We start from the raw sequence: 21,320 nt of genomic DNA on the forward strand, positions 1-21,320 counted from the left end.
TTTGTATTGAATTACTCTTAAGACATTTTATTCAAATTAATAATAAAATTATATTTAACTCACGCATTCCCTTATATATATATGCATTTTAGCCAGTATTTCTTTTGCCAAAATGTTAACAAATCGATTGTTTAGAATACAATAATTTTCTCCACCTTTACGTTACGATTGTAAATATCCATGTTATGAACAACTACATTCACGCCGTCGATCACACTACCCATATTGACCATACAAACAACATGAGTTGTTATGGTGATGATTATAACGAAAATGCAGGGTATGAAGACCTAACCGTTAATCAGGCAGATATCAAATTATTACAAGATCTTTCGGAAGATTACACCAACGCATATTATCCTTTCAGAGCCTAATTCAATTAATTTCAACTTTGTGGTTACAGGGTATTCTGTAAGCACCTGCAAATAATTACATTTGCTGTATGCTCCCTAATATACAACAACGACCTTCGCTGCTGTTCCTTATTGCAATAAACCTGATCCCTATTTGGGGTGTACTACACTGGGGCTGGACTCCCTTTTACGTATTTTATCTGTTTTGGTTAGAAACATTGATCGTATCTGTTTTCAACACAGTAAAAATTATTGCTTGCCGTGGAGATGAATATGAAAATAAATTACACGACAGTACTCATAAATACGCCGGCATTCATGTGAACTATCTTTCGCATATCGGCAAAGGACTCAGGTATTTCTTTATCCGCTTGTTCATCTTTTTCTTTTATCTCCTTTTTATTGTGGTCTTCATTGGTATGTTCCTTACGCATAGAAGTGGCGATAACTCAATAGGCATGATGAAAGTATTTTTATTTCAGGATGCAGAATTTAATTATACCCTTTTAGCATTTATCATAAACCAGATCGGGTTGCTTATTTTTGATTTTTATGGCAACGGAAATTATAAAAGAGTACACTCTTCAGATTTTGCCAGCATTTTCGACGGAAGACAATTAGTGATACATGTTGCTGTTGTATTAGGCGGAGTGCTGGGCGCACAAGACAAAATATTTAACACTAAAATGGATCCTACTTATACAAGTATCATTGTAGTAAGTATTTTCTGTATAGTAAAATCCATCTACGAAGTATTCAAATACAATCAGGAAAAAGATCTGATGGAGAAAAGATATAACATTCCTGACCAGGCAATTCAATAAGTCTTTTTGTAAAAGACCTATCAACTCAAAGTATATGCCATAAGCTCATCAGCTATTTTCCTGTCGTTACTCAAACGAGGCACTTTATTTTGCCCACCGAGTTTGCCCTGACTTTTCATATAATCGATAAAGCCATTCTTTTTAACAGGAGATATCTTTAACTGCTGAAGAATATTCCCTCCGATCAGGTCTTCGTAATAAACATTTTTCAACCGAAGATTATCATCAATCTTTTTTGCAAAAGCAGTTATATCTGCAGGGGTATTCTCAAATTCTATAAACCATTCATGATAACTTTTACCCTTATCCGTTGAGATCAACGGAGCCACTGTAAACTCCGTGATCCTTACATGTTCTTCATCTGCAGCTTTTAGTAAAGCAGCTTCTACTTCTTCTCCGATCACATGTTCGCCAAAAGCCGAGATATAATGCTTTGTTCTACCGGTAACTATTAAACGATATGGAGAGGTAGAAACAAATTTCACTGTATCACCAATATTGTATGCCCACAATCCGGCATTGTTACTGATGATGAGTGCATAGTTTTCTCCTACTTTAACATCCTTCAATGAAAGCCTTGTTGGATTGTCATTGAATATTTCTCCAGCAGGAACAAATTCGAAGAAGATGCCGCTATTAGTATTCAACAGCAACCCTTCTTCAGTTTGAGAATCCTGAAATGCAAAGAAACCTTCGCTTGCCGGGAACAGTTCTATCGTATCAATTTTTCTACCAATACTCTCAAACAACTTAGCTTTATAAGGCTCAAAGTTCACTCCACCCTGAACCATCACACTGAAATTCGGAAACAACTCCCCTATTTTCTTTCCGCTCTTTTCTTCCAACCTGTCAAAATACATTTGCATCCACGGTGGTATACCGCTGATCATCGTCATATTCTCGTTGATCGTTTCTTCAACGATCTTATCTAATTTTTCTTCCCACTCTTCAATACAATTTGTCTCGTAACTAGGCAATTGATTGGCACGAAGGTATTTCGGTATATGATGATTTACAATGCCACTCAATCTTCCGGTAGGCACACCGCCAACTCTTGTCAATTCAGGTGATCCACTTAAAAAGATCAATCTCCCATCTGCAAACTTTGTATTGCCTGTCTCTGCCATATAGCAAAGCAATGCATTTCTTGCTCCGTTGATATGATTATGAATTGACTCTTTTGAAATAGGAATATATTTTACACCACTGGTGGTTCCACTTGTTTTAGCAAAATAGATGGGTTGTCCTTTCCATAAAATATTGTGCTTACCTTCTTTTACTTTTTCGATGTAAGATTTGAATGCTTCGTAATCTCTGATGGGTACTTGTTTCGCAAAATCTTCGTAAGATTTGATCGTGTCAAAAGAATGTTCTCTGCCAAATTCAGTTTTTGAAGCTGCTTTTATCAAATGATCAAAAGTATGTTGCTGATCTGCAACTGCAGTCTCCATTCCTTTTTTGATCTGCTTGTATATGTAGCCGGCAAAAGGTTTTGCCAGTAAAGATTTTATTTTCATGTTATGTTTATTGCACAAATTTAATGTGCTAGTTACAAGAACCGGAGGATAAAATTAATACAATTTCATCCTAACAAAAGCATAAAAATTCGTGTAATTAGAAATAATTCCTGTGCTCAAAAAATCATTTACAATCGCAATGCCAATCCCTATCAAGATCGATCACCGTTACCACCACCAATTCGCTATCTCTTTTTGGGGCAAAAACCACTCTGACTTTTTGTTTATCATGTGTTACACCTTCTAAAGGGTATGTTCTCCCTCTATCGTCCTTTTCTATCTTATCGTAATTAACTTCTCCATTCGCTAATATTTCTTTTACCTCACTTTCATCAATATGTCTGCACTCCATTCGGCATAGAGCATGCTTACTGTAAATCAATTTATTAGTATTCCTGTTAAAAGAAGATGATGGTTCAGCAGGAACAGTGATCGTATCTTCAGTTTGAATAGAAGTTTTCCCACGCTGATGTGTTTTAGTATAATAAAGCAACCCTGCTGCAAGCAATAACAGTATATATGGTATATATTTTTTGATCATTCCTGCAAAGATGAGAAAGAAAATACAGCAAAATCACAAAAAACCTTAAAATCAAAGGTTATCTTTGCCGTCCAAATGAAATCAGTAGCATTACATACGTTGGGTTGCAAGCTCAATTTCTCCGAAACCTCCACGCTTGGCAGGTTATTGGAGAATGATGGTTTTGTCAAAAAGGAATTTGATGAAGTAGCAGATGTGTATGTAATTAACACCTGTTCCGTTACTGAAAATGCGGATAAAGAATGCCGTCAACTGGTTCGTCGGATACAACGCAAAGCCCCTGAGGCCATGGTAGTAATTACCGGTTGTTATGCCCAATTAAAACCTAAAGAAATTGCTGAAATACCGGGTGTTGATCTTGTATTGGGTGCCGCTGAAAAGTTCAACATTACGCAACATTTGAAAGAGATCACAAAAGGTGATAGTGCAAAGATCTGCAGTTGCGATATTGAAGATGTAAACACCTTCACTTCTTCGTATTCTGTAAACGATCGTACCAGAACTTTTTTAAAAGTACAGGATGGCTGCAATTATAACTGTTCATTTTGTACCATACCAATGGCTAGAGGTAAAAGTCGTAGTGACAGTGTTGCCAATGTAATCGCCAATGTAAAAGAGATTGCAGCACAAGGTGGCAAAGAAATTGTACTTACGGGTATCAATCTTGGGGATTATAATACAGCTAACAAAGAAAACTTCTTTCATTTAGTTCAGGAGCTTGATAAAATTAATGGTATTGAACGCTATCGAATCTCTTCCATTGAACCGAATTTATTGAGCAATGATATTATTGAGTTCGTGAGCAACAGCAAAAAATTCATGCCTCACTTCCATATACCATTGCAAAGTGGCAGCAACAAAGTTCTTGCAGGTATGCGTAGGCGTTATAAACGTGAATTGTATGCCGAAAGAGTTGGTTTGATCAAAACCCTAATGCCGCATTGCTGTATCGGTGTAGATGTGATTGTTGGTTTCCCAGGCGAAACAGACGAAGACTTTAAAGAAACATTTGATTTTCTGCACAGCTTAGATATTTCTTACCTGCATGTTTTTACATACAGTGAAAGAGCCAATACGGTTGCTTTGGACATTAAACCTGTTATTCCTGTAAATATCCGTCATGACAGGAATAAAATACTGCGTAACCTGAGTTATCAAAAAATGCAATACTTCACCAATCAACATATAGGTGAAACAAGAAAAGTATTGTTTGAAGGAAAAAATAAAAATGGCATGATGGAAGGTTATACAGACAACTACATTAAAATAACTGTTCCTTTCGATCCTGCTTTCGAAAATAATATTGTAGATTGGAAGATATAATTCCACCAATTACATGCCTCAATTATCAATCTGGGAAAAAGAAAGTTTTTTTGCTCCGCAAGATGTAATTATTATCGGGAGTGGCTTCACAGGCCTATGGAGTGCATTGCATCTAAAGGAACTCCACCCCAATTACAAGATCACCATACTTGAACGAGGTATCATACCAACCGGTGCCAGTACTCGAAATGCAGGCTTTAGTTGCTTTGGTAGTCCTACAGAATTATTGCAGGATGCCGAAATGATGGGTGAAGAAAAAATGTTACAGCTTGTTGAAATGCGTTTCAAAGGGTTAGTAACAATAAGAGAACATTTTAGCGACTCCATCATTGATTATGACCCCTGCGGCGGTTATGAATGTTTTACTAACGGAAAAGAAGTCTGGGAAAATTGTGCTTCAAAGATCGACTGGCTCAACGAGCAACTAAAAGGCATAACAAGCACGAGCCAAACATTTACCATTGCCGACAATAAAATTATTGATCTGGGATTTGCTCAAATCGAACACCTAATAGAAAATAAATTAGAAGGAGGTTTACACTCAGGCAAATTAGTTCAGGCTCTACAACTGAAAGTTCAAAGTTTAGGTGTGCAAATACTATGCGGCATTGAGGTAAAAAGTTATTCAGAAAAAAATGATAGGGTTGAGATCGAAACAAACCAAGCCGTATTCGCAACAAAACAATTATTGCTTTGTACCAATGCTTTTACAAAACAATTGGTTCCGGCAATGGATATTATCCCAAATCGTGGACAGGTAATTGTTACAGCACCTATCGAAGGATTGAAAATTAAAGGAACTTTTCATTTTGACCAGGGCTATTATTATTTCAGAAACCTTGGTAATCGTTTATTATTAGGTGGCGCAAGGAACAAAGCATTTGATGAAGAGAATACAACCGAGATGCTCACCACCGAACTAATAGAAACCGCCTTGAATCATTTTATGACAACTTATTTGTTACCCAACACACCCTATACCATAACAGATAAATGGAGCGGCATTATGGCCATGGGCAGCGAAAAATTACCGATTGTACAAAAACTTTCAGACAGGGTTTTTTGTTGCGTACGCATGAGTGGCATGGGAGTCGCCTTAGCACCCGTTGTAGCAGCCGATATTGCACAACTAATGCGTCCGTAAACATTCACAAGCCGTTATCATTTTCTCTCCCGTCATTTTATATCTTTGCTCATATTTTAAAAAAATGAATAAACTATTACCTGTACTTCTATTACTTTTTGTTGCAGCCTGCACTAACTCAGGCGGTGGCTCAGATAAACCCGACGACTCTGTAATTACTACCCAGAGTACAGGCATTCCTGCTCCGCAGAATATTACATACAATATTATTGGTGTTTACCCACATGATACATCTGCCTATACGCAAGGCCTGCAATTTCATGATGGTAAGTTATATGAAGGTACCGGTGAGTATGAAAAATCATCACTAAGAATTACGGAGATCAAGACCGGTAATGTTTTACAAAAACACATGATGGGATCTTCCATAGATGCCGGAGGGGTTTTTGGCGAAGGCATTACTATTTTTAAAGATAAGATATATCAACTTACCTGGCAGAGCAATATCGTATATGTATACGACTTGAAAAATATTAACGCCCCTATTAAAACATTCAAATGGCCTTATGAGGGCTGGGGCATTACTAACAATGGAACTGACCTGATCATAAGCGACGGTACGTCCAATATTTATTTTGTGAACCCGGAAGACTTCTCCGTTAAAACAACTCGTCAGGTAGTAGATAACCAAGGACCTGTAATAAGACTAAATGAATTAGAATATATTAACGGATATGTGTATGCGAATGTTTATACAGCTGATTACATTGTAAAAATAGATCCTAATAATGGCCATGTTGTCGGAAGAATGAGCATGCAAGGACTGATTCAACAATATGCCCCTAATTATTCTTTGGACTTAAATGAAAAAGGTGAAGTATTGAACGGCATTGCATATGATAGCACCACTCAAAAAGTTTATATAACCGGTAAAGATTGGCCGAAAATGTTTGAGATGACGATCAACCCATAAATGATTCTATGCCCCTTCGAAAAAAAATCAAACTCGTATTTTTGATTTTACTTTTGTGGTTCTTAGGCCATCTCACATACATCACTATCGATGGACTTAGCGACGAAGGAAAGAACGCAGATATTGCCGTGATCTTAGGCAGTAAGGTCAATATAGATGGCACGCTCTCGGAGAGACTTAGAAAGAGATTGGAATGTGGTCTACAACTTTACCAAAAAGGACGTGTTAAAAAAATTCTTGTGAGTGGCGGGCTTGGCCGGGAGGGCTTTTATGAAGGCGATAAGATGAAAGAATTTTTAATTCAAAACAAAGTGCCTGACTCAGTTATTATTGTTGACAATTATGGAAACAATACAATTGCTACAGTTGAAAACACATTGAAATTAAGAGACAGCCTGAAGTTTAATAGCATAATTTCTGTATCTCAATATTTTCATTTAACCAGAACGAAAATGCTTTTTAGAAATCGCCACTTTTCAAATATCAGTAGTGTAAGTCCTAACTATTTTGAAGGCAGAGATATAATTTCTTTGCCAAGAGAATTTGTTGCTTATTATACACAGCTAAAGTCCCCATCTAATTAATTACTTTCCCCTCCTTTCCATCCTATCAATATCACACCAACAATCACCAGTATTGTTCCGGCGATTTGAGCTATAGTAATATGCTCACCTAAAACATAATGTGCCTGTAATATGGTAGATACAGGACCAATACTTGATATGATTGCTACATTATTAGCCCCGATCTTCTTAATGGCTCCCGATACCATAAACGTTGGAAGCACTGTAGCTACAATACCCAATATTAATCCATACCAAAGCAATGGTGTTGAAAAATGATGTATGGTATTCCCTGTTAAAAAATAATGTGCCAGTACCCCAATTGAAGAAGCGATCATTGCATATGCCGTAAATCTTGTTGCTCCGGTCTGTGGAATCAATTTACCACTACCTGCTATATAAGCCGCAAAGGTTACGGCACACAAAAACACAAAGAAACTCCCGATAAAGAAATTTGCATTCGACGTATTGAACTTTAATTCACTAAAGTATGCAACACCAATACCAATATAGGTAAGTATCAATGCCAGTTTCTGAACAGGTTTGATCTTTTGTTTAAAAATAAAAGCATTCATCAGTACCACAAATGTTGGGTACAAGAATAAGATCAACCTTTCGAGTCCTGCTGAAATATACTGCAAACCGATAAAGTCAAATAAACTGCTCAAATAATAACCTGCTAATCCCAAACCGATCACATATACCCATTGCTTTTTGGTAAAAGGTGTGGCTGTAATCTTATTACTTGCGAATAAACCAACTGAAACATAAAAAGGTAAAGCAAATATCATTCTCAATGCAAGTAGTGTAACCGCATCTACATCGGTATTAATAAATGCATGTTTTACTATCACTGCTTTTGTAGAGAAAAATAATGCTCCAACAAAAGCGATGATGAAACCCATCAAATATTTCGATGTACCTTTTTTTGTTTCACTCATATAAATTAAAAAGCCCCAGTGATGGGGCTTTCATTTTTATTTTTTAAACTGATACATTAAAGTCCCTCAACGCATCATTCAAACTTGTTTTCAGATCTGTACTTGGTTTACGTTGACCAATGATCAATGCACAACCAACACCGTATTCCCCTGCCGGGAATTTTTTATTGTATGTACCCGGAATAACTACGCTTCTTGCAGGAACAACTCCTTTCGTTTCAACAGGCGCTGCTCCACTCACATCAATGATCTTAGTCGATTGAGTCAATACCACATTGGCACCCAATACAGCTTCTTTCTCTACACGAACTCCTTCAACAACAATACAACGACTACCAATAAAACAACCGTCTTCAATAATTACCGGGCTTGCCTGCAATGGTTCCAACACGCCACCAATACCAACACCACCACTTAAATGTACACCTTTACCAATTTGAGCACAACTACCAACGGTTGCCCAGGTATCTACCATTGTGCCTTCATCAACATATGCACCAATATTTACATAACTCGGCATTAATACCACATTCTTTGCTAAGTAAGCCCCATATCTTGCCACGGCATGCGGCACTGCTCTTACACCTAGAGAGGCGTAATCGCTTTTCAATTTCATTTTATCATAAAACTCAAACGGAGGCAATGTATAGGTTTCCATTTGCTGAATACCGAAATACATCAATATTGCCTGTTTTACCCATTCGTTTACCTGCCAGCCAGCGTCTGTAGGTGCAGCCGTACGTAATCTTCCCTTATCTACTTCTTCGATCACAGCCCTTACTGCATCGGCATATTGTTTATCTTTTAATAATTCTCGGTTACCCCATGCAGTTTCTATTAAGCCCTTTAATTCCATAGTTTAATTTTTTTGCAAAATTACAAGGTTGACAGTGTATCCCAAAATTAGTTTCACAAAGATGCACTGAGAGCGCCTTTTATTTAGAACGATCGCTTTGTGAAACTCAGTTTATCCTTTGTGTATCTCTGTGAAATACCTCTAACTTTGTGCCCTGATGCAAAAGATCCTGATCATACAAACCGCTTTTATAGGAGATGTGGTATTAGCCACAGCTGTAGTCGAAAAAATAAAAGCATATTTACCGGATGCCAAAATCGATTTTTTATTGAGAAAAGGAAATGAAAATCTACTCAATAACAATCCTCACATAAATGAAGTACTGATCTGGGTTAAGAAAGAAAACAAAATAAAAAATCTATTTTCTATTATTAAAAAAATACGGAAAACAAAATATGATAAGGTAATTAACCTGCAACGTTTTTTTGCAACAGGTTTAATTACAGCATTATCAGGCGCAACCGAAACAATTGGTTTTGATAAGAACCCACTTAGTTTTTTCTTTAGCAAGAAAATAAAACATATCATCAGTACATCTGTACCATACAAACATGAAGTAGAACGCAACAACGATCTTATCAAGGATTTTACAGATGTGTCTATAAACAAACCAAAACTCTATCCGTCAGAAAAAGACTTTGAAAAAACAAGACAATATACAGACCATCTATACATAAGTATTACACCGTCAAGTGTATGGTTTACCAAACAATACCCTATAGAGAAGTGGATAGAATTTATCAATGCTGTTCCGCAGAATTATAGAATTTATTTATTAGGTGGGCCCGATAATAAAAAAGAATGTGAGGCAATCAGAGAACAATGTTTGAATAAGAATGTTATAACATTAGCAGGCGAATTGAATTTTTTACAATCGGCCGCTTTAATGAAATCAGCTATAATGAATTACGTGAATGACTCTGCTCCTTTGCATTTTGCTTCAGGTATGAATGCACCTGTAACTGCTGTTTTCTGTTCAACCCTTCCTGCATTTGGCTTTACCCCATTGTCCGATAGATCTTTCGTAATAGAAACAAAAGAAACCTTAGCTTGCAGGCCATGTGGTTTACATGGAAAAAAAGAATGTCCTTTAAAACATTTTAAATGTGGCTTCGGAATAGAAACAAATCAACTTTTAGCAACCTTATCAGCATAACTCATGCAAGATTTTGAAAACGATATTAAAAATTGTATTGCTACGCTTGAAACAAGCGGACTTATTCTTTACCCTACCGACACTATCTGGGGTATCGGTTGCGATGCTACAAATGAAGCCGCTGTATCAAAAGTGTATCAACTAAAAAATCGTCCTGACGAGAAAAGTATGATCATTTTACTCGCCGATGAAAGAGACATTAATACCTACATTACACAACCCAATCCTGCCGTATTTGATTTTCTGGAACAGACAACAAAACCAACTACCATCATTTACGACGGGCCCGTTGGTTTAGCAAACAATCTCATCAGTGCAGAAAATACCATTGCCATCAGAATTGTGAAAGACCCTTTCTGTAAAACACTGATCAAACGTTTTAGAAAACCTATTGTATCAACCTCCGCAAATATTTCAGGCAACCCTTCTCCTGCAATATTCAAAGATGTTGATATAGTAATAAAAAACGGTGTTGACTACATTGTTCAACACCGTCAAGATGATACTACTCCGGCTGCCCCATCGGCAATCATACAATTAAGAAAAGATGGCAGCTTTAATGTGATCCGTTCCTAAAATAATCTGAGCCCAACCCCCAACTGAATACTTTGACTTTTCCATTTGTCCTGATCGTCTATTTCATTCAGATTATTTAACCCAACCGCATAACGAGCATATACTTTAAAAGAAGAAAGATTTAACTGTACACCACCTAATAAACTAAAATCGCCTGCTTTAAAAGCATCTTCGCCATTTTGTAATATATTTTTACTTTTATCGATCAACACCCCAAATTGAGGGCCCGCTTGTAATGTAAGTAACTTATTTACTTTATAGTTTAGTAACAGTGGAATACTCAAATAAGATAATCTGGCATCTTTTAAGCTGCTGCTATTTATCTGATTAAAATTATTTACTGTATCAACATTTGTTTGAGTGAACAACACTTCCGGTTGTATAGCAAATTTCTTTCCAAGACCAATTTGTGCAAATCCTCCAAGATGAAATCCATAACTGAACTCATCCTTGAATGAACTACCGGTTAGTTTGTTGATATTAGCACCACCTTTAATACCGAGGCTGAATTTTTGTGCTTGTACTGTAGCAAAAGAAAAAAAGAAAATTGAAGCGATTAATAATTTTAGTTTCATAAAATAAAGTTTGTTAAAAATTAGATACACCGTGTGAGAACCAATTTATGTACCAAAGTTTAAGTAATTCTTTGTAAAGATATGTTAACATCAAAACAAAAATTGAAAGCCCGTTATTACAAATAACCGATATACTATCAAACAAAATATACCTTAAAATAGCTGTATTATGCGTTAAGCTTTGATTTTATTCGGTTATCTCGAAAAAATACAGTACCTTTGCGGCGATTTATTTTAATAACGAGTATTGCATGAAGTGCCCACGGGCTGTTGAGTTAAGTTTTACTTTTAGTTTTCCACGAGTTTTAAGTAGTGTAACAACAGGCAAATAGCATATCATGTAAACACAAAACAATTTACATGAATGCATTTCAAGCCTTAGGCTTAAACGAACAATTAGTACAAGCCGTAACCGATCTAGGTTTCGAAACCCCCACACCAATTCAGGAACAAGCCATTCCGGTTTTATTATCAGGAACAATGGATTTTGTTGGATTAGCACAAACAGGTACAGGTAAAACTGCAGCGTTTGGACTACCATTATTACAACTGATCAGCATCGCAGATAAACATCCTCAGGCTTTGATCGTTTGTCCTACAAGAGAGCTTTGTTTACAAATTACAAAAGACTTAGAAGTATTTACAAAACATACAAGAGGTTTAAAAATGGAAGCCGTATATGGTGGTGCTTCTATCTCTATGCAGATACGCAATTTACGCAGCGGCGTGCACATTGTTGTTGCTACTCCCGGTAGATTGATCGATCTAATAGAACGTAAAGCCATCGATCTTCAAAAAGTAAAATATGTAGTGTTGGATGAAGCCGATGAAATGTTGAACATGGGCTTTAGAGATGATATCGATTTTGTTTTAAAAAATACAGTAAACAGAGAAAGCATTTGGTTATTCAGTGCAACCATGCCGCCTGAAGTTAGAGCTATCTCTAAAAACTTCATGACCAATCCTAAAGAAATTACGGTTGGTAAAAAGAACAGTGGCAATGTAAATATCGATCATCAATTCATGACAGTAGCTGCCCATCAGCGTTATGAAGCATTAAAAAGAGTGATTGATTTTAACCCCGGCATGTATGGTATTATTTTTACCCGTACCAAATTAGATGCACAGGATATTGCAGAAAAATTAACAAGAGAGGGTTACGAAATTGAAGCCTTGCATGGAGATCTTACTCAACAACAAAGAGATAAAGTAATGGGCAGATTCCGTACAAAACATTTGCAATTATTGATTGCTACAGATGTGGCTGCCCGTGGTATTGATGTTGATGGCGTTACACATGTTATCAATTACGAATTACCGGACGATATTGAAGTATACACACATAGAAGCGGACGTACTGCACGTGCAGGTAAAACAGGTATTTGTTTATCCATTACACATAGCAGAGAAACATATAAGATCAAGCAATTGGAGCGTATGATCAATTCTCAATTCCATAAGATTGATGCTCCAAGCGGTAAAGAAGTTTGCAGAAAACAATTCTTTCATTTCATGGAAAAATTAATGAGTGCGGATATTTCTCATGGTGACTACGAAACTTACATGGGTGATCTGCAAACAAAATTTGCTGATGTTACAAAAGAAGAAATTTTACAAAGAGTAGCTGCGTTAGAATTTAGTCACTTCTTGAAATATTATGAAAATGCTCAGGACTTGAATTCGAAAGGTGATTTTGGTAGAGACAGAAGAGATAATGGAAACAGCAGAGATGGTAGAGATAACGGAAACAGAAGAGAAAGAGGCGACCGCAACCAACGTGACAATGGCTATACAAGATTATTCATCAACCTTGGCACAAAAGACGGTTTTTACAAAGCTAGTTTTCTACAATTCATTTTGGACGAAAGCAACCTGAATAAGGAAGTACTAGGCCGTATAGATATGAAGGAAATGAACAGCTGGGTAGAGATAGATAAGGCTGCAGCCGGCAAAATGATCAAGAGTATTGATGGCAAAAAATACAATGGCAGACAGGTACGTATGAATGAAGCCGATGGTGGTTTCAGAAGACCAAGCGATGAAGGTAGAGGCGGCGGAGAAAGGAAAAGAATACCGATGAGGGATAAAAGGAACTAATTTCTAATATTTTCTGCAAAAAATTTTGCAGAAAATATTTAACCCTTATCTTTGCACTCCCAAATAAGGAAGGGAGCTTAGCTCAGTTGGTTTAGAGCATCTGCCTTACAAGCAGAGGGTCACAGGTTCGACTCCTGTAGCTCCCACAGAAACAAACCTCACAGAAATGTGGGGTTTTGTATTTTACGGAATTCAAAGTGTACATATTATTTTCAGCAATAAAGGATAAATACTATATCGAGTTTACTGCTGATGAGTTATCTGAACGTATAAGAAAGCACAATACTAATCATAAAAGCTTTACAGGTAAAACAGGAGACTGGAAATTAGCATACCAATAAACTTACTTCGCAAAAAATGAAGCCACAAATGGAGAGACAAATAAAAAACTGGAAAAGTAGACGATTAATTGAAAAGCTCATTGGGTTAGAGCATCCCGATTTATAATCGGGAGGGTCACAGGTTCGACTTTCCGATGAATCGGAACAAGCTCTGTAGCTCCCACAAAAGCCTCACAGCAATGTGAGGCTTTTTGTTTTGTACTAAGCTTTGGTACTACTATTAAGCTTTATTGGCGTCGCACACTTGTACCATATAACTTTATTCAGCGTTTTAAAACAGGAGCAACTACACAAAATAAAAACCTCTCATTGCTGAGAGGCTTTCATTTTAAAATGCATTTGGTTTTCAGTGATGCATTAATTCATTACTACTTTTTCAATTATTTTTTTACCTACCGGAGTTATTATTTCTAACAAGTAAGTTCCTTTATTTAAAGTAGGTATTGTTATGTTTTGAGTGTTACTGCCTTCAGTATGCTCGAAGCTTGTTTTCAAAAATTTCTGACCTAAAAGATTCGTCAGTTTTACAAAATACTTACCTCCCATTTGATCATCTAAACGAATAGCGATCTTATTATCGGCGATCATTGTAGATATTAGACTAATACCTGCTGCAATTTTAACAACAGTTACTTTTACAACATTTGTATACTTGGTTGTACCTGATAGATCCACAGTTTTGATACGATAATAATTTACACCCGCTTTAGGACTTTCATCTGTAAAACTATAAGATGCGGCAGCGCCATTATTAGCAGCAGCAGCAAGAGTTGCTATTGGAGAAAAGCTTACACCATCTTGAGATCGTTCTACTTCATATTGTTTAACGCCATTTTCTACCGACGCATTCCATTCTACTTTTATTGTTGCATCTTTTTGCTGCGCCTTGAAAGACGAAATTGTAACAGGTGTTACACCTGCGATCTTAAACACGATTCTGAATCTGTCAGTAAATGTTGCAATATTAGTTGAAACTGCGTCAAAATCATAATGACTGACTGCACCAAGATCAATCGGTATGCTTGTTGATAAATATTTATCTTCCAAAACAGCTGTAAGACCTTGTGTATCCATCCCCGAAGGTTTAAGTTCCAGACGATATTTTGCGGTCTTTAATCCTGTTATTTTGTAGAATATAGAGTCTTTATCAGTAATAAGACTTCTCCTTTCAATTGCTAATAACTTAGTATCTCTAACCATACTGATATTCTCTCCAAAATTACTTGTTTTAACCGCATCATTACCATCAATTGTATTGCTAAAATTACCACTGTAAGCCATTGTAGTACCATCTGCATAAACCGGTAAATTGTTTACGATAGGATACAGACCCGTTACTAACAGACTTGGAACTGCCTGAGGACGGAAGCCTAAACCGTTCACATTTTTACCACTGGTTTTAGCACTTTCCGCTATACGAATTTGTGATGCTCCGTTTGATTTAACGATAAAGGCCATGCCTGATTCGATCTTACTATTACTCTGATTAAATTCATAACTACTTCCTACTCCGCAGCCCCCACAAAGACCTCCACTGAAGTACACAAAATTACCCAGTTTGTAAAGCCCTTCAACTTTTGGATCCCATAATTGAAGCGTATTATCAATACTGCCTGACAGAACTGAAATATTATTAAAATCTATTTCAGATGCAAATGGATTACCTACAAGGTTAAAACCATCTACCAAATTAACATCCTGGTTGCCTGTACGTAATGCACCTGTAGTTCTTAGTCGTGCAGGAGAATTGGTTACAATATCTGTAGCAGACACTCCTACTGTTCTATTACCTCTGATATAGACCATCCATGCTCTTGCGTTGTTTACAATATTAATAGTATTGGTAGCTGCCGTAGCACCTGACCAACTTGGCACAAGCCCTGGATTATAACTTAATAAAGACCAGCTTGGTGTTTTTGCGTCATACCCTGCTGCTCCGCTAGGACTGGTAATTAAAGTACCAAAGCCATTATCAAGCGCTCCACTTTCCTGCCATGATGCAAATACCTTTTGAGTACTTTGCGTTGGAATCGCAAGCATTCTCCAACCTCTGTAAGCATTTTGTGCAGTAAATCTTTCTACAGTTACATTGCTTGCACCTTGTAACGCAGTGGTCATTTGGCCAATCGAACCGGTTCCTGCTGCTGTTGATCTTATAATAACCGGATTACCATGAAAATCTATTGTTCCACCTGTAGCTTTTAATTCTACTCCGGCACCAATGATTAAAGTATCACCTGCTGTATTAGCATTGAAATCAAATGAACCGGTAACATCAAAATCTGTATCTAACGTTACTTTACCACTGCCAGAATTGATCACAATAGACGACCCTGAAGTAGGAACCACACCACAAGACCAATTCGAAGCATTATTAAAATTACTGTTTGAACCCGTCCACACATTATTTGCTGCAGCAACATCTGCTGTATTACTTGTAGAATTACAGCCCCCTGTTCCTGTACCGATTACATAATATCCGCTACCGATATTCAAACTATTCCATGTCAATGCAGCATTTGTACCAGATTTAGGACTTTGAACAGGCGTATTAGTGCCATCATATAATTGGTAGTTGATCGTATTTGCACCCGATGTTGTTGAACTGATCGTCCCTGTTCCATCATTATTCGAACAAATAGAACTGCCGGATAAATTCAGTGCAGCGGGAACTGCGTTTATTATTACCGTTACACTACCTTCTGTTCCCCAACATCCGGCCGCACTTCTTGAACGGAAATAATAAGTACCTGATGTACTCACTACTTCTGATGTAGATGCTGTTGATGTAGATGTACCACCTGAAGTGGCACCTTGGAAATATATTGTACCACCTGATCCACCACTGGCGGTTATCGTTGTGCTACCGCAGAATGTACCGGCACCGCTGACATTCGTTATTGCAGGATTTGGGTTAATCGTTACCGTTACACTACCTTCTGTTCCCCAACATCCGGCCGCACTTCTTGAACGGAAATAATAAGTACCTGATGTACTCACTACTTCTGACGTCGATGCTGTTGATGTTGATGTACCACCCGAAGTAGTACCTTGGAAATATATTGTACCACCTAATCCACCACTGGCGGTTATCGTTGTGCTACCGCAGAATGTACCGGCACCGCTGACATTCGTTACTGCCGGAATTGGATTCAGCGTTACCGTTACACTGCCTTCTGTTCCCCAACATCCGGCCGCACTTCTTGAACGAAAATAATAAGTACCTGAAGCACTCACTACTTCTGATGTAGATGCTGTTGATGTAGATGTACCACCTGAAGTGGTACCTTGGAAATATATTGTACCACCTGATCCACCACTTGCTGTAATGGTTGTTGAACTACCACAGAATGTACCACCCCCGCTGGCATTGGTTACTGCAGGAAGTGCATTTACTGTTAGTGTAGCCGCAGAAGAAGTTGCAGTACCATTAATATTTGTGAACACAGCTTGATATTCATAATTATTCAATCCTGTAACATTAGAAATACCTACCGTACCTGTAGTTACATTTGAATAAACACCACCATTGGAAATGTTTGTAAAACTTCCTGCCGGAACTTTCTGCTGCCATTGAATAGTAGGCGCAGGCAATGAAGTTGATGCCGCTGTAAAACTTGTAGCGGCAAGGTCACAAGCTGATGTATTAGACGGTTGTGTTGAAACAGCAAGTGCATTCGCCTCACCTGCTTCAAACTCACCAAATGCAGTTAATCCTGTTTTACTGATCTTATTTGATACAATTGATGGCGAAGCAATGTTTGCCCAACTGCTTGTATAATTTCTTAATTTATAATTTGAAGGTGTTCCACCAGGTGATGCATTTGAAAAATCAAATGTTGCATCATAATTCGTTAAAGAACCTGTACCTGTTTTGGTAAGCACCCAGTAAACTTTTGCGTAATTCGTTCTGTCGATACCAGATGGTTGTGTACCAACAGGATCATTAGAAGAAAAACCTGCCGCAGTTCCGGCTGATATACTTACAACACCAGAAACACCCGTTATTGTCATTGTATACGGTGCATATATGCTTGATGTTCCTATTGGATAAACCAAGCCGGTAGTTGTTCCTGCTGGAAAAGTAAATTCCAGATTACCAACTACATATTTACTCGAAGATGAGTTTACAATTGCTGTTAAAGGTGTCGCTTTTGTTAAACTAAGTTTGAAAGCATTAGTGGTTATTTTACCGTTGGTAAAAGTTACATTATTCGCCACAGTTCTGTTAGCATTCAATATTATTCCATTTGAATTATCAACGATCAAACCTCCGGTCCCTGAAAAAGTAGAAGGAAATTCAGAGCCTGTTGTTTGTGAAGATGATCCTTTATATTCCAGTGTTGAGGCAGCGCCATATGTAGTTACACTACCTGTTGCAGTAGCTGTACCCTGCATTGATAGTTTACCATTTACTGTTATACCTGTTATAGTTTTAACGCCACTACCTGATAATGTAAGATTATTATAAGAGCTAAAGCCAGATGCTACGGTTTGAGCCCCTGCAGCATTATACTCAAAAGTACCGTTACCGGCAGTGTAAGTAATAAGGTTATTAATAGTAACAGAACCACCGATCTTCATCGTACCGGTATTTGTCATATTTATTGCTCCTCTTCTGTTTCCTGAACCACCTATGGTTAAATTCCCTACAATAGTGAGCACTCCCAATCCATTGGCATCATATTGCAATGTGCCGGTTTGGTTGTTATTACTTGGATTGATTGCCAGTGATGCACAAGTTGCAGTAGCAACATCAACAGTAACGGTTATGTTACCATTGATAGTTACAGCATCTGTTGAACTTGGAACAGAACTTCCACCCCATGTAGCTGTACTACTCCACAAGCCCGAAACACTAGCCGTTCTTTGTGCTAAAAGGCTATTTGATATTACTAAGAATGCAAAAAAAGTGAGAAGCGTTAGTGCATTTTTTCGTTGAAAAAATACTTGTTTCATTGGATTGAGTTTAAGGTTATTGGTAATATCATTTAGTAATGATACGCTCCTATTTAACGCTTATCCCCTGCCTTTATTGTCGAAAGTCCCATTCACATTGAATTACGCCGAACTGACTCTTCGCATTACCCGTGATTTACTGATAGTAATTTTACTATGAATATAATACCTAAAAGCTAGAAATGCAATAGTAATCAATAGAAAAGAAGGTTAGGATCAACAAACTTAACTGAGCTGCTCTACTCTACGTTTTGATGGAGCCTGAACAAAATCTCTTGGATATTTTTTTATATAACGCCAAAGTATTCCTAAGAATTCAGGGTATTCTCTCAAATGTATGCCCCTGCTTTTAACAGCAACAATAAATGCCAAGCCGAAGCTAACAGCAAAATTTAAAAAGCCTATCCCGAAAACACCTACAATTGTATAAACAAGTTCACTTGCTGTAACCTGATGATCCAATCCAAAAAAACCGATGGCAGAGTTGGCTGCAGAAATAGTGATATGCCTGATATCAAAAGGCAGTCCGAAGGTTTTACCAAAGAACCCGGCCATACCCAAAAAGAAACCTAATGCAATATTGCCTGTTAATGCTCCTAGGTTATTCTCTATATAGTGAATGATCTTATACCTCCGCTTTTCACTAAAAGCTTTCTTGAATGAAGATAAACTGCGAAGCCTTTCCCCGATCTTTCCATAAACAACATAGTTCTCTACATAACCGGCAACGAGGCCGCTTGCAAATAAAAAGAAACCGGTAAAACAAGCGTATAACCATGCCAGTGAGTGAAAGGGTTGTTGGTCGATCAATAGTTTTTGAGCTGCATCTCCTTCGGCAATTTTCATACCTGTAAGGTTAAAGAATAACATTGCTAATAAATAGGTGAGTGGAAAAACAATGATAAGATTACCTGCAAAAGAAGCTAACTGTGTTCTGCTCACTTTTGCCACCGTAATTGCCAGATTACGTAAATCGGGCTGCCCTCCTGCTTTCTGCACATCTAAAGAACTGGCAACATTGTTTGCGGTATAGGCCGGCTGTTTAGTTGCCAACGTAGAGCCTGTATCTTGTATCAATATAAATCCTAAAGAATAATTGGTACTGTACAAAAAGCTTTGCCAGAAAGGCGGTATCGCCATCTTCCCCAATAAATTTTTAATAATACCGATAAATGATATGATAATACCACCACCACATGCACTAATAAACATTTTCCAAAATTCTTTTTTTGTGGTAGTAATAAACTTCTCCCCTGTTCTTCCTCCATGCTCTGCTATTTGATAAGCCAGATATCCGGTATTATCACTGATAAATTCCTTGATAGAATTTTTCTTATTCTCATTTCTGATAACCGTAGTGAAGTACTCCGTGAAACGTTCGGTATTAAATTCATTATCTCTGTCAAGCACATCTAAAATAATGAACATACGACTGATCTGCTGTTGCAGACGGGTAAGGATATAAGCCTGAGAAAGGCTGGTGCCATACACATGCCGTTGCTCGTTGATCCACTGAATACTTTGATTACAATTATGTAAAGCTTCCGTAATATTAGCAAGCAACATTTGTTGCATCTCTTCGTTACCATGCGTTTCGTTCAAATGCAGGTATTCATTTACTAATCTATTCTGCTCCAAAAAAGGATAAATAGCATCTTCAAAATTCTCATAGCGATGTGTGATCTCCTTTTCCAAGCCCAATGTAGTGATCCTATAACTTAACAATTGTAAAGACTGCTGAAATTGTTTGATCAGTTTAGGCTCTGTAAGATTGATCTGTATACCCAACATTTCAAAAAATTGCACCCAGAGTTTTTTATCGATGCCTTCTACCCAAAAATGATCTCTCTTTTTATAGAATATTTTATTGATGATATACAGGAAATTGTCTGGCGTCTGAAGAGCCGGTAATATTTTGTGTTTGATCTTGCTCATTAATTCCTGCACAAACCCCCTGCTACTCACAATCCCATTTTCAGTAAGCGCTATTACAATATTTGTTTTCAGAAACTGCGAAAGCAAGGCTTTACGAAGAGAAAACAAAGCGGTCCGTTCCTGAGATATCTGATATAAAACAGCCTTAAACCTCAATTCGGCCTGAGCAATATCTTTTGCCTTTTCCGGACGTATCTTATCGATCAATTCAACCAGAAATTCTATACTACGATTAGAGGCATGAAGCGGCAATACAACTGCCTGTTGCGGCGGTTGTGTATTAGATGATTCCTTCTTTTTCCTCAAGATCCTTAGCATAGTTATTCTGTATTGACATAGATTATATGCAAAATGTTGCATACCAATTGTCGGATATTCTCAAATTTCGTCTTATTTTTGGGAAGAATTGATATGATCACAAATAATAACATAAAGTTCAAAGAGGAAACTGATACCGCCACATTGTTGGATGAGTATTGCACTTTAATCATCTGGAATGATGAAGTGAATACATTTGACTGGGTGATCGAAACGCTCGTTGATATCTGCAATCACTCGCCTGAGCAGGCAGAGCAATGTGCCATGATCATTCATCACAAGGGAAAATATGCCGTTAAAGAAGGAAGCTACGATACTTTAAAACCTATGTGTGATGCAATTTTAGACAGAGGCATTGGAGCTACCATCGAAGTAACGGCTGCATAAA

The 21,320-nt window shown here is 37.4% G+C and carries 17 protein-coding genes and 1 tRNA gene; 11 read left to right on the forward strand and 7 right to left on the reverse strand.

The features are described from left to right. Positions 1 to 185: 185 nt before the first annotated feature. Both ACQ33O_RS13095 and ACQ33O_RS13100 read left to right on the forward strand, forming a co-directional pair. Positions 186 to 374 (forward strand): hypothetical protein, encoded by a 189-nt coding sequence (locus ACQ33O_RS13095; protein WP_430996041.1) that lies wholly within the window; start codon positions 186 to 188, stop codon positions 372 to 374. A 68-nt stretch (positions 375 to 442) separates the two neighbouring features. Then, a complete protein-coding gene (locus tag ACQ33O_RS13100) occupies positions 443 to 1,177 on the forward strand; it encodes a DUF6498-containing protein (protein WP_430996042.1) in 735 nt (244 codons plus the stop codon). Between the two features lie 20 nt (positions 1,178 to 1,197). Here ACQ33O_RS13100 and ACQ33O_RS13105 read toward each other — a convergent pair whose 3' ends face one another. Next, positions 1,198 to 2,694, reverse strand: coding sequence for a GH3 auxin-responsive promoter family protein (locus ACQ33O_RS13105; RefSeq protein ID WP_430996043.1), 1,497 nt, complete (start codon positions 2,692 to 2,694; stop codon positions 1,198 to 1,200). Between the two features lie 124 nt (positions 2,695 to 2,818). After that, a complete protein-coding gene (locus ACQ33O_RS13110; RefSeq protein ID WP_430996044.1) occupies positions 2,819 to 3,235 on the reverse strand; it encodes a DUF4258 domain-containing protein in 417 nt (138 codons plus the stop codon). Between the two features lie 75 nt (positions 3,236 to 3,310). Here ACQ33O_RS13110 and mtaB point away from each other — a divergent pair, with 75 nt between their 5' ends. The 4 genes from mtaB to ACQ33O_RS13130 all read left to right on the forward strand — a co-directional run bounded on the left by mtaB (position 3,311) and on the right by ACQ33O_RS13130 (position 7,199). Further along, positions 3,311 to 4,558 (forward strand): tRNA (N(6)-L-threonylcarbamoyladenosine(37)-C(2))-methylthiotransferase MtaB, encoded by a 1,248-nt coding sequence (gene mtaB, locus ACQ33O_RS13115; RefSeq protein WP_430996045.1) that lies wholly within the window; start codon positions 3,311 to 3,313, stop codon positions 4,556 to 4,558. 13 nt (positions 4,559 to 4,571) lie between these two features. Beyond that, entirely contained in the window at positions 4,572 to 5,702 is a 1,131-nt protein-coding gene (locus ACQ33O_RS13120) for an NAD(P)/FAD-dependent oxidoreductase (RefSeq protein ID WP_430996046.1), read from the forward strand. A gap of 64 nt (positions 5,703 to 5,766) precedes the next feature. Then, positions 5,767 to 6,615 (forward strand): glutaminyl-peptide cyclotransferase, encoded by an 849-nt coding sequence (locus ACQ33O_RS13125; RefSeq protein ID WP_430996047.1) that lies wholly within the window; start codon positions 5,767 to 5,769, stop codon positions 6,613 to 6,615. A 41-nt stretch (positions 6,616 to 6,656) separates the two neighbouring features. Continuing rightward, positions 6,657 to 7,199, forward strand: a complete 543-nt coding sequence (locus tag ACQ33O_RS13130; RefSeq protein ID WP_430996048.1) for a YdcF family protein — start codon at positions 6,657 to 6,659, stop codon at positions 7,197 to 7,199. Here ACQ33O_RS13130 and ACQ33O_RS13135 read toward each other — a convergent pair. Then, positions 7,196 to 8,119 carry a DMT family transporter gene (locus ACQ33O_RS13135; protein ID WP_430996049.1) on the reverse strand — a complete coding sequence of 308 codons (924 nt, stop codon included), beginning with the start codon at positions 8,117 to 8,119 and terminating at the stop codon, positions 7,196 to 7,198. The two genes, ACQ33O_RS13130 and ACQ33O_RS13135, sit on opposite strands and share 4 nt — an antisense overlap. A 43-nt stretch (positions 8,120 to 8,162) precedes the next feature. Beyond that, positions 8,163 to 8,975: a 2,3,4,5-tetrahydropyridine-2,6-dicarboxylate N-succinyltransferase gene (locus ACQ33O_RS13140; RefSeq protein ID WP_430996050.1), complete on the reverse strand. Its 813-nt coding sequence runs from the start codon at positions 8,973 to 8,975 to the stop codon at positions 8,163 to 8,165. Positions 8,976 to 9,132: 157 nt separating this feature from the next. On the opposite strand from ACQ33O_RS13140, the gene ACQ33O_RS13145 reads away from it, so the two are divergent. Both ACQ33O_RS13145 and ACQ33O_RS13150 read left to right on the forward strand, forming a co-directional pair. After that, the gene (locus tag ACQ33O_RS13145; RefSeq protein WP_430996051.1) at positions 9,133 to 10,131 is read left to right on the forward strand and encodes a glycosyltransferase family 9 protein; all 999 of its coding nucleotides are present in this window, start codon (positions 9,133 to 9,135) and stop codon (positions 10,129 to 10,131) included. A 3-nt stretch (positions 10,132 to 10,134) separates the two neighbouring features. Continuing rightward, positions 10,135 to 10,707 (forward strand): L-threonylcarbamoyladenylate synthase, encoded by a 573-nt coding sequence (locus ACQ33O_RS13150; protein ID WP_430996052.1) that lies wholly within the window; start codon positions 10,135 to 10,137, stop codon positions 10,705 to 10,707. Here ACQ33O_RS13150 and ACQ33O_RS13155 read toward each other — a convergent pair. Continuing rightward, complete coding sequence (locus ACQ33O_RS13155; RefSeq protein ID WP_430996053.1) at positions 10,704 to 11,282, reverse strand: porin family protein; 579 nt, start codon at positions 11,280 to 11,282, stop codon at positions 10,704 to 10,706. The genes ACQ33O_RS13150 and ACQ33O_RS13155 overlap by 4 nt on opposite strands. A 360-nt stretch (positions 11,283 to 11,642) precedes the next feature. Here ACQ33O_RS13155 and ACQ33O_RS13160 point away from each other — a divergent pair, with 360 nt between their 5' ends. Both ACQ33O_RS13160 and ACQ33O_RS13165 read left to right on the forward strand, forming a co-directional pair. Next, entirely contained in the window at positions 11,643 to 13,379 is a 1,737-nt protein-coding gene (locus ACQ33O_RS13160) for a DEAD/DEAH box helicase (RefSeq protein WP_430996054.1), read from the forward strand. Positions 13,380 to 13,450: 71 nt separating this feature from the next. Then, positions 13,451 to 13,525, forward strand: a tRNA-Val gene (locus ACQ33O_RS13165). A 552-nt stretch (positions 13,526 to 14,077) separates the two neighbouring features. On the opposite strand, the gene ACQ33O_RS13170 is transcribed toward ACQ33O_RS13165, so the two are convergent. After that, positions 14,078 to 18,679 carry a hypothetical protein gene (locus tag ACQ33O_RS13170; RefSeq protein WP_430996055.1) on the reverse strand — a complete coding sequence of 1,534 codons (4,602 nt, stop codon included), beginning with the start codon at positions 18,677 to 18,679 and terminating at the stop codon, positions 14,078 to 14,080. Positions 18,680 to 18,904: 225 nt separating this feature from the next. Further along, positions 18,905 to 20,920, reverse strand: a complete 2,016-nt coding sequence (locus ACQ33O_RS13175; RefSeq protein WP_430996056.1) for a hypothetical protein — start codon at positions 20,918 to 20,920, stop codon at positions 18,905 to 18,907. Positions 20,921 to 21,010: 90 nt separating this feature from the next. Here ACQ33O_RS13175 and ACQ33O_RS13180 point away from each other — a divergent pair, with 90 nt between their 5' ends. Further along, on the forward strand, positions 21,011 to 21,319 hold the full coding sequence (locus ACQ33O_RS13180; protein WP_430996057.1) for an ATP-dependent Clp protease adaptor ClpS: 309 nt from the start codon (positions 21,011 to 21,013) through the stop codon (positions 21,317 to 21,319). The last annotated feature ends 1 nt before the right edge of the window (position 21,320 follow it).

This window comes from Ferruginibacter sp. SUN002 (assembly GCF_050611725.1).
In the GTDB taxonomy this organism is placed as follows: Bacteria; Bacteroidota; Bacteroidia; order Chitinophagales; family Chitinophagaceae; genus Ferruginibacter.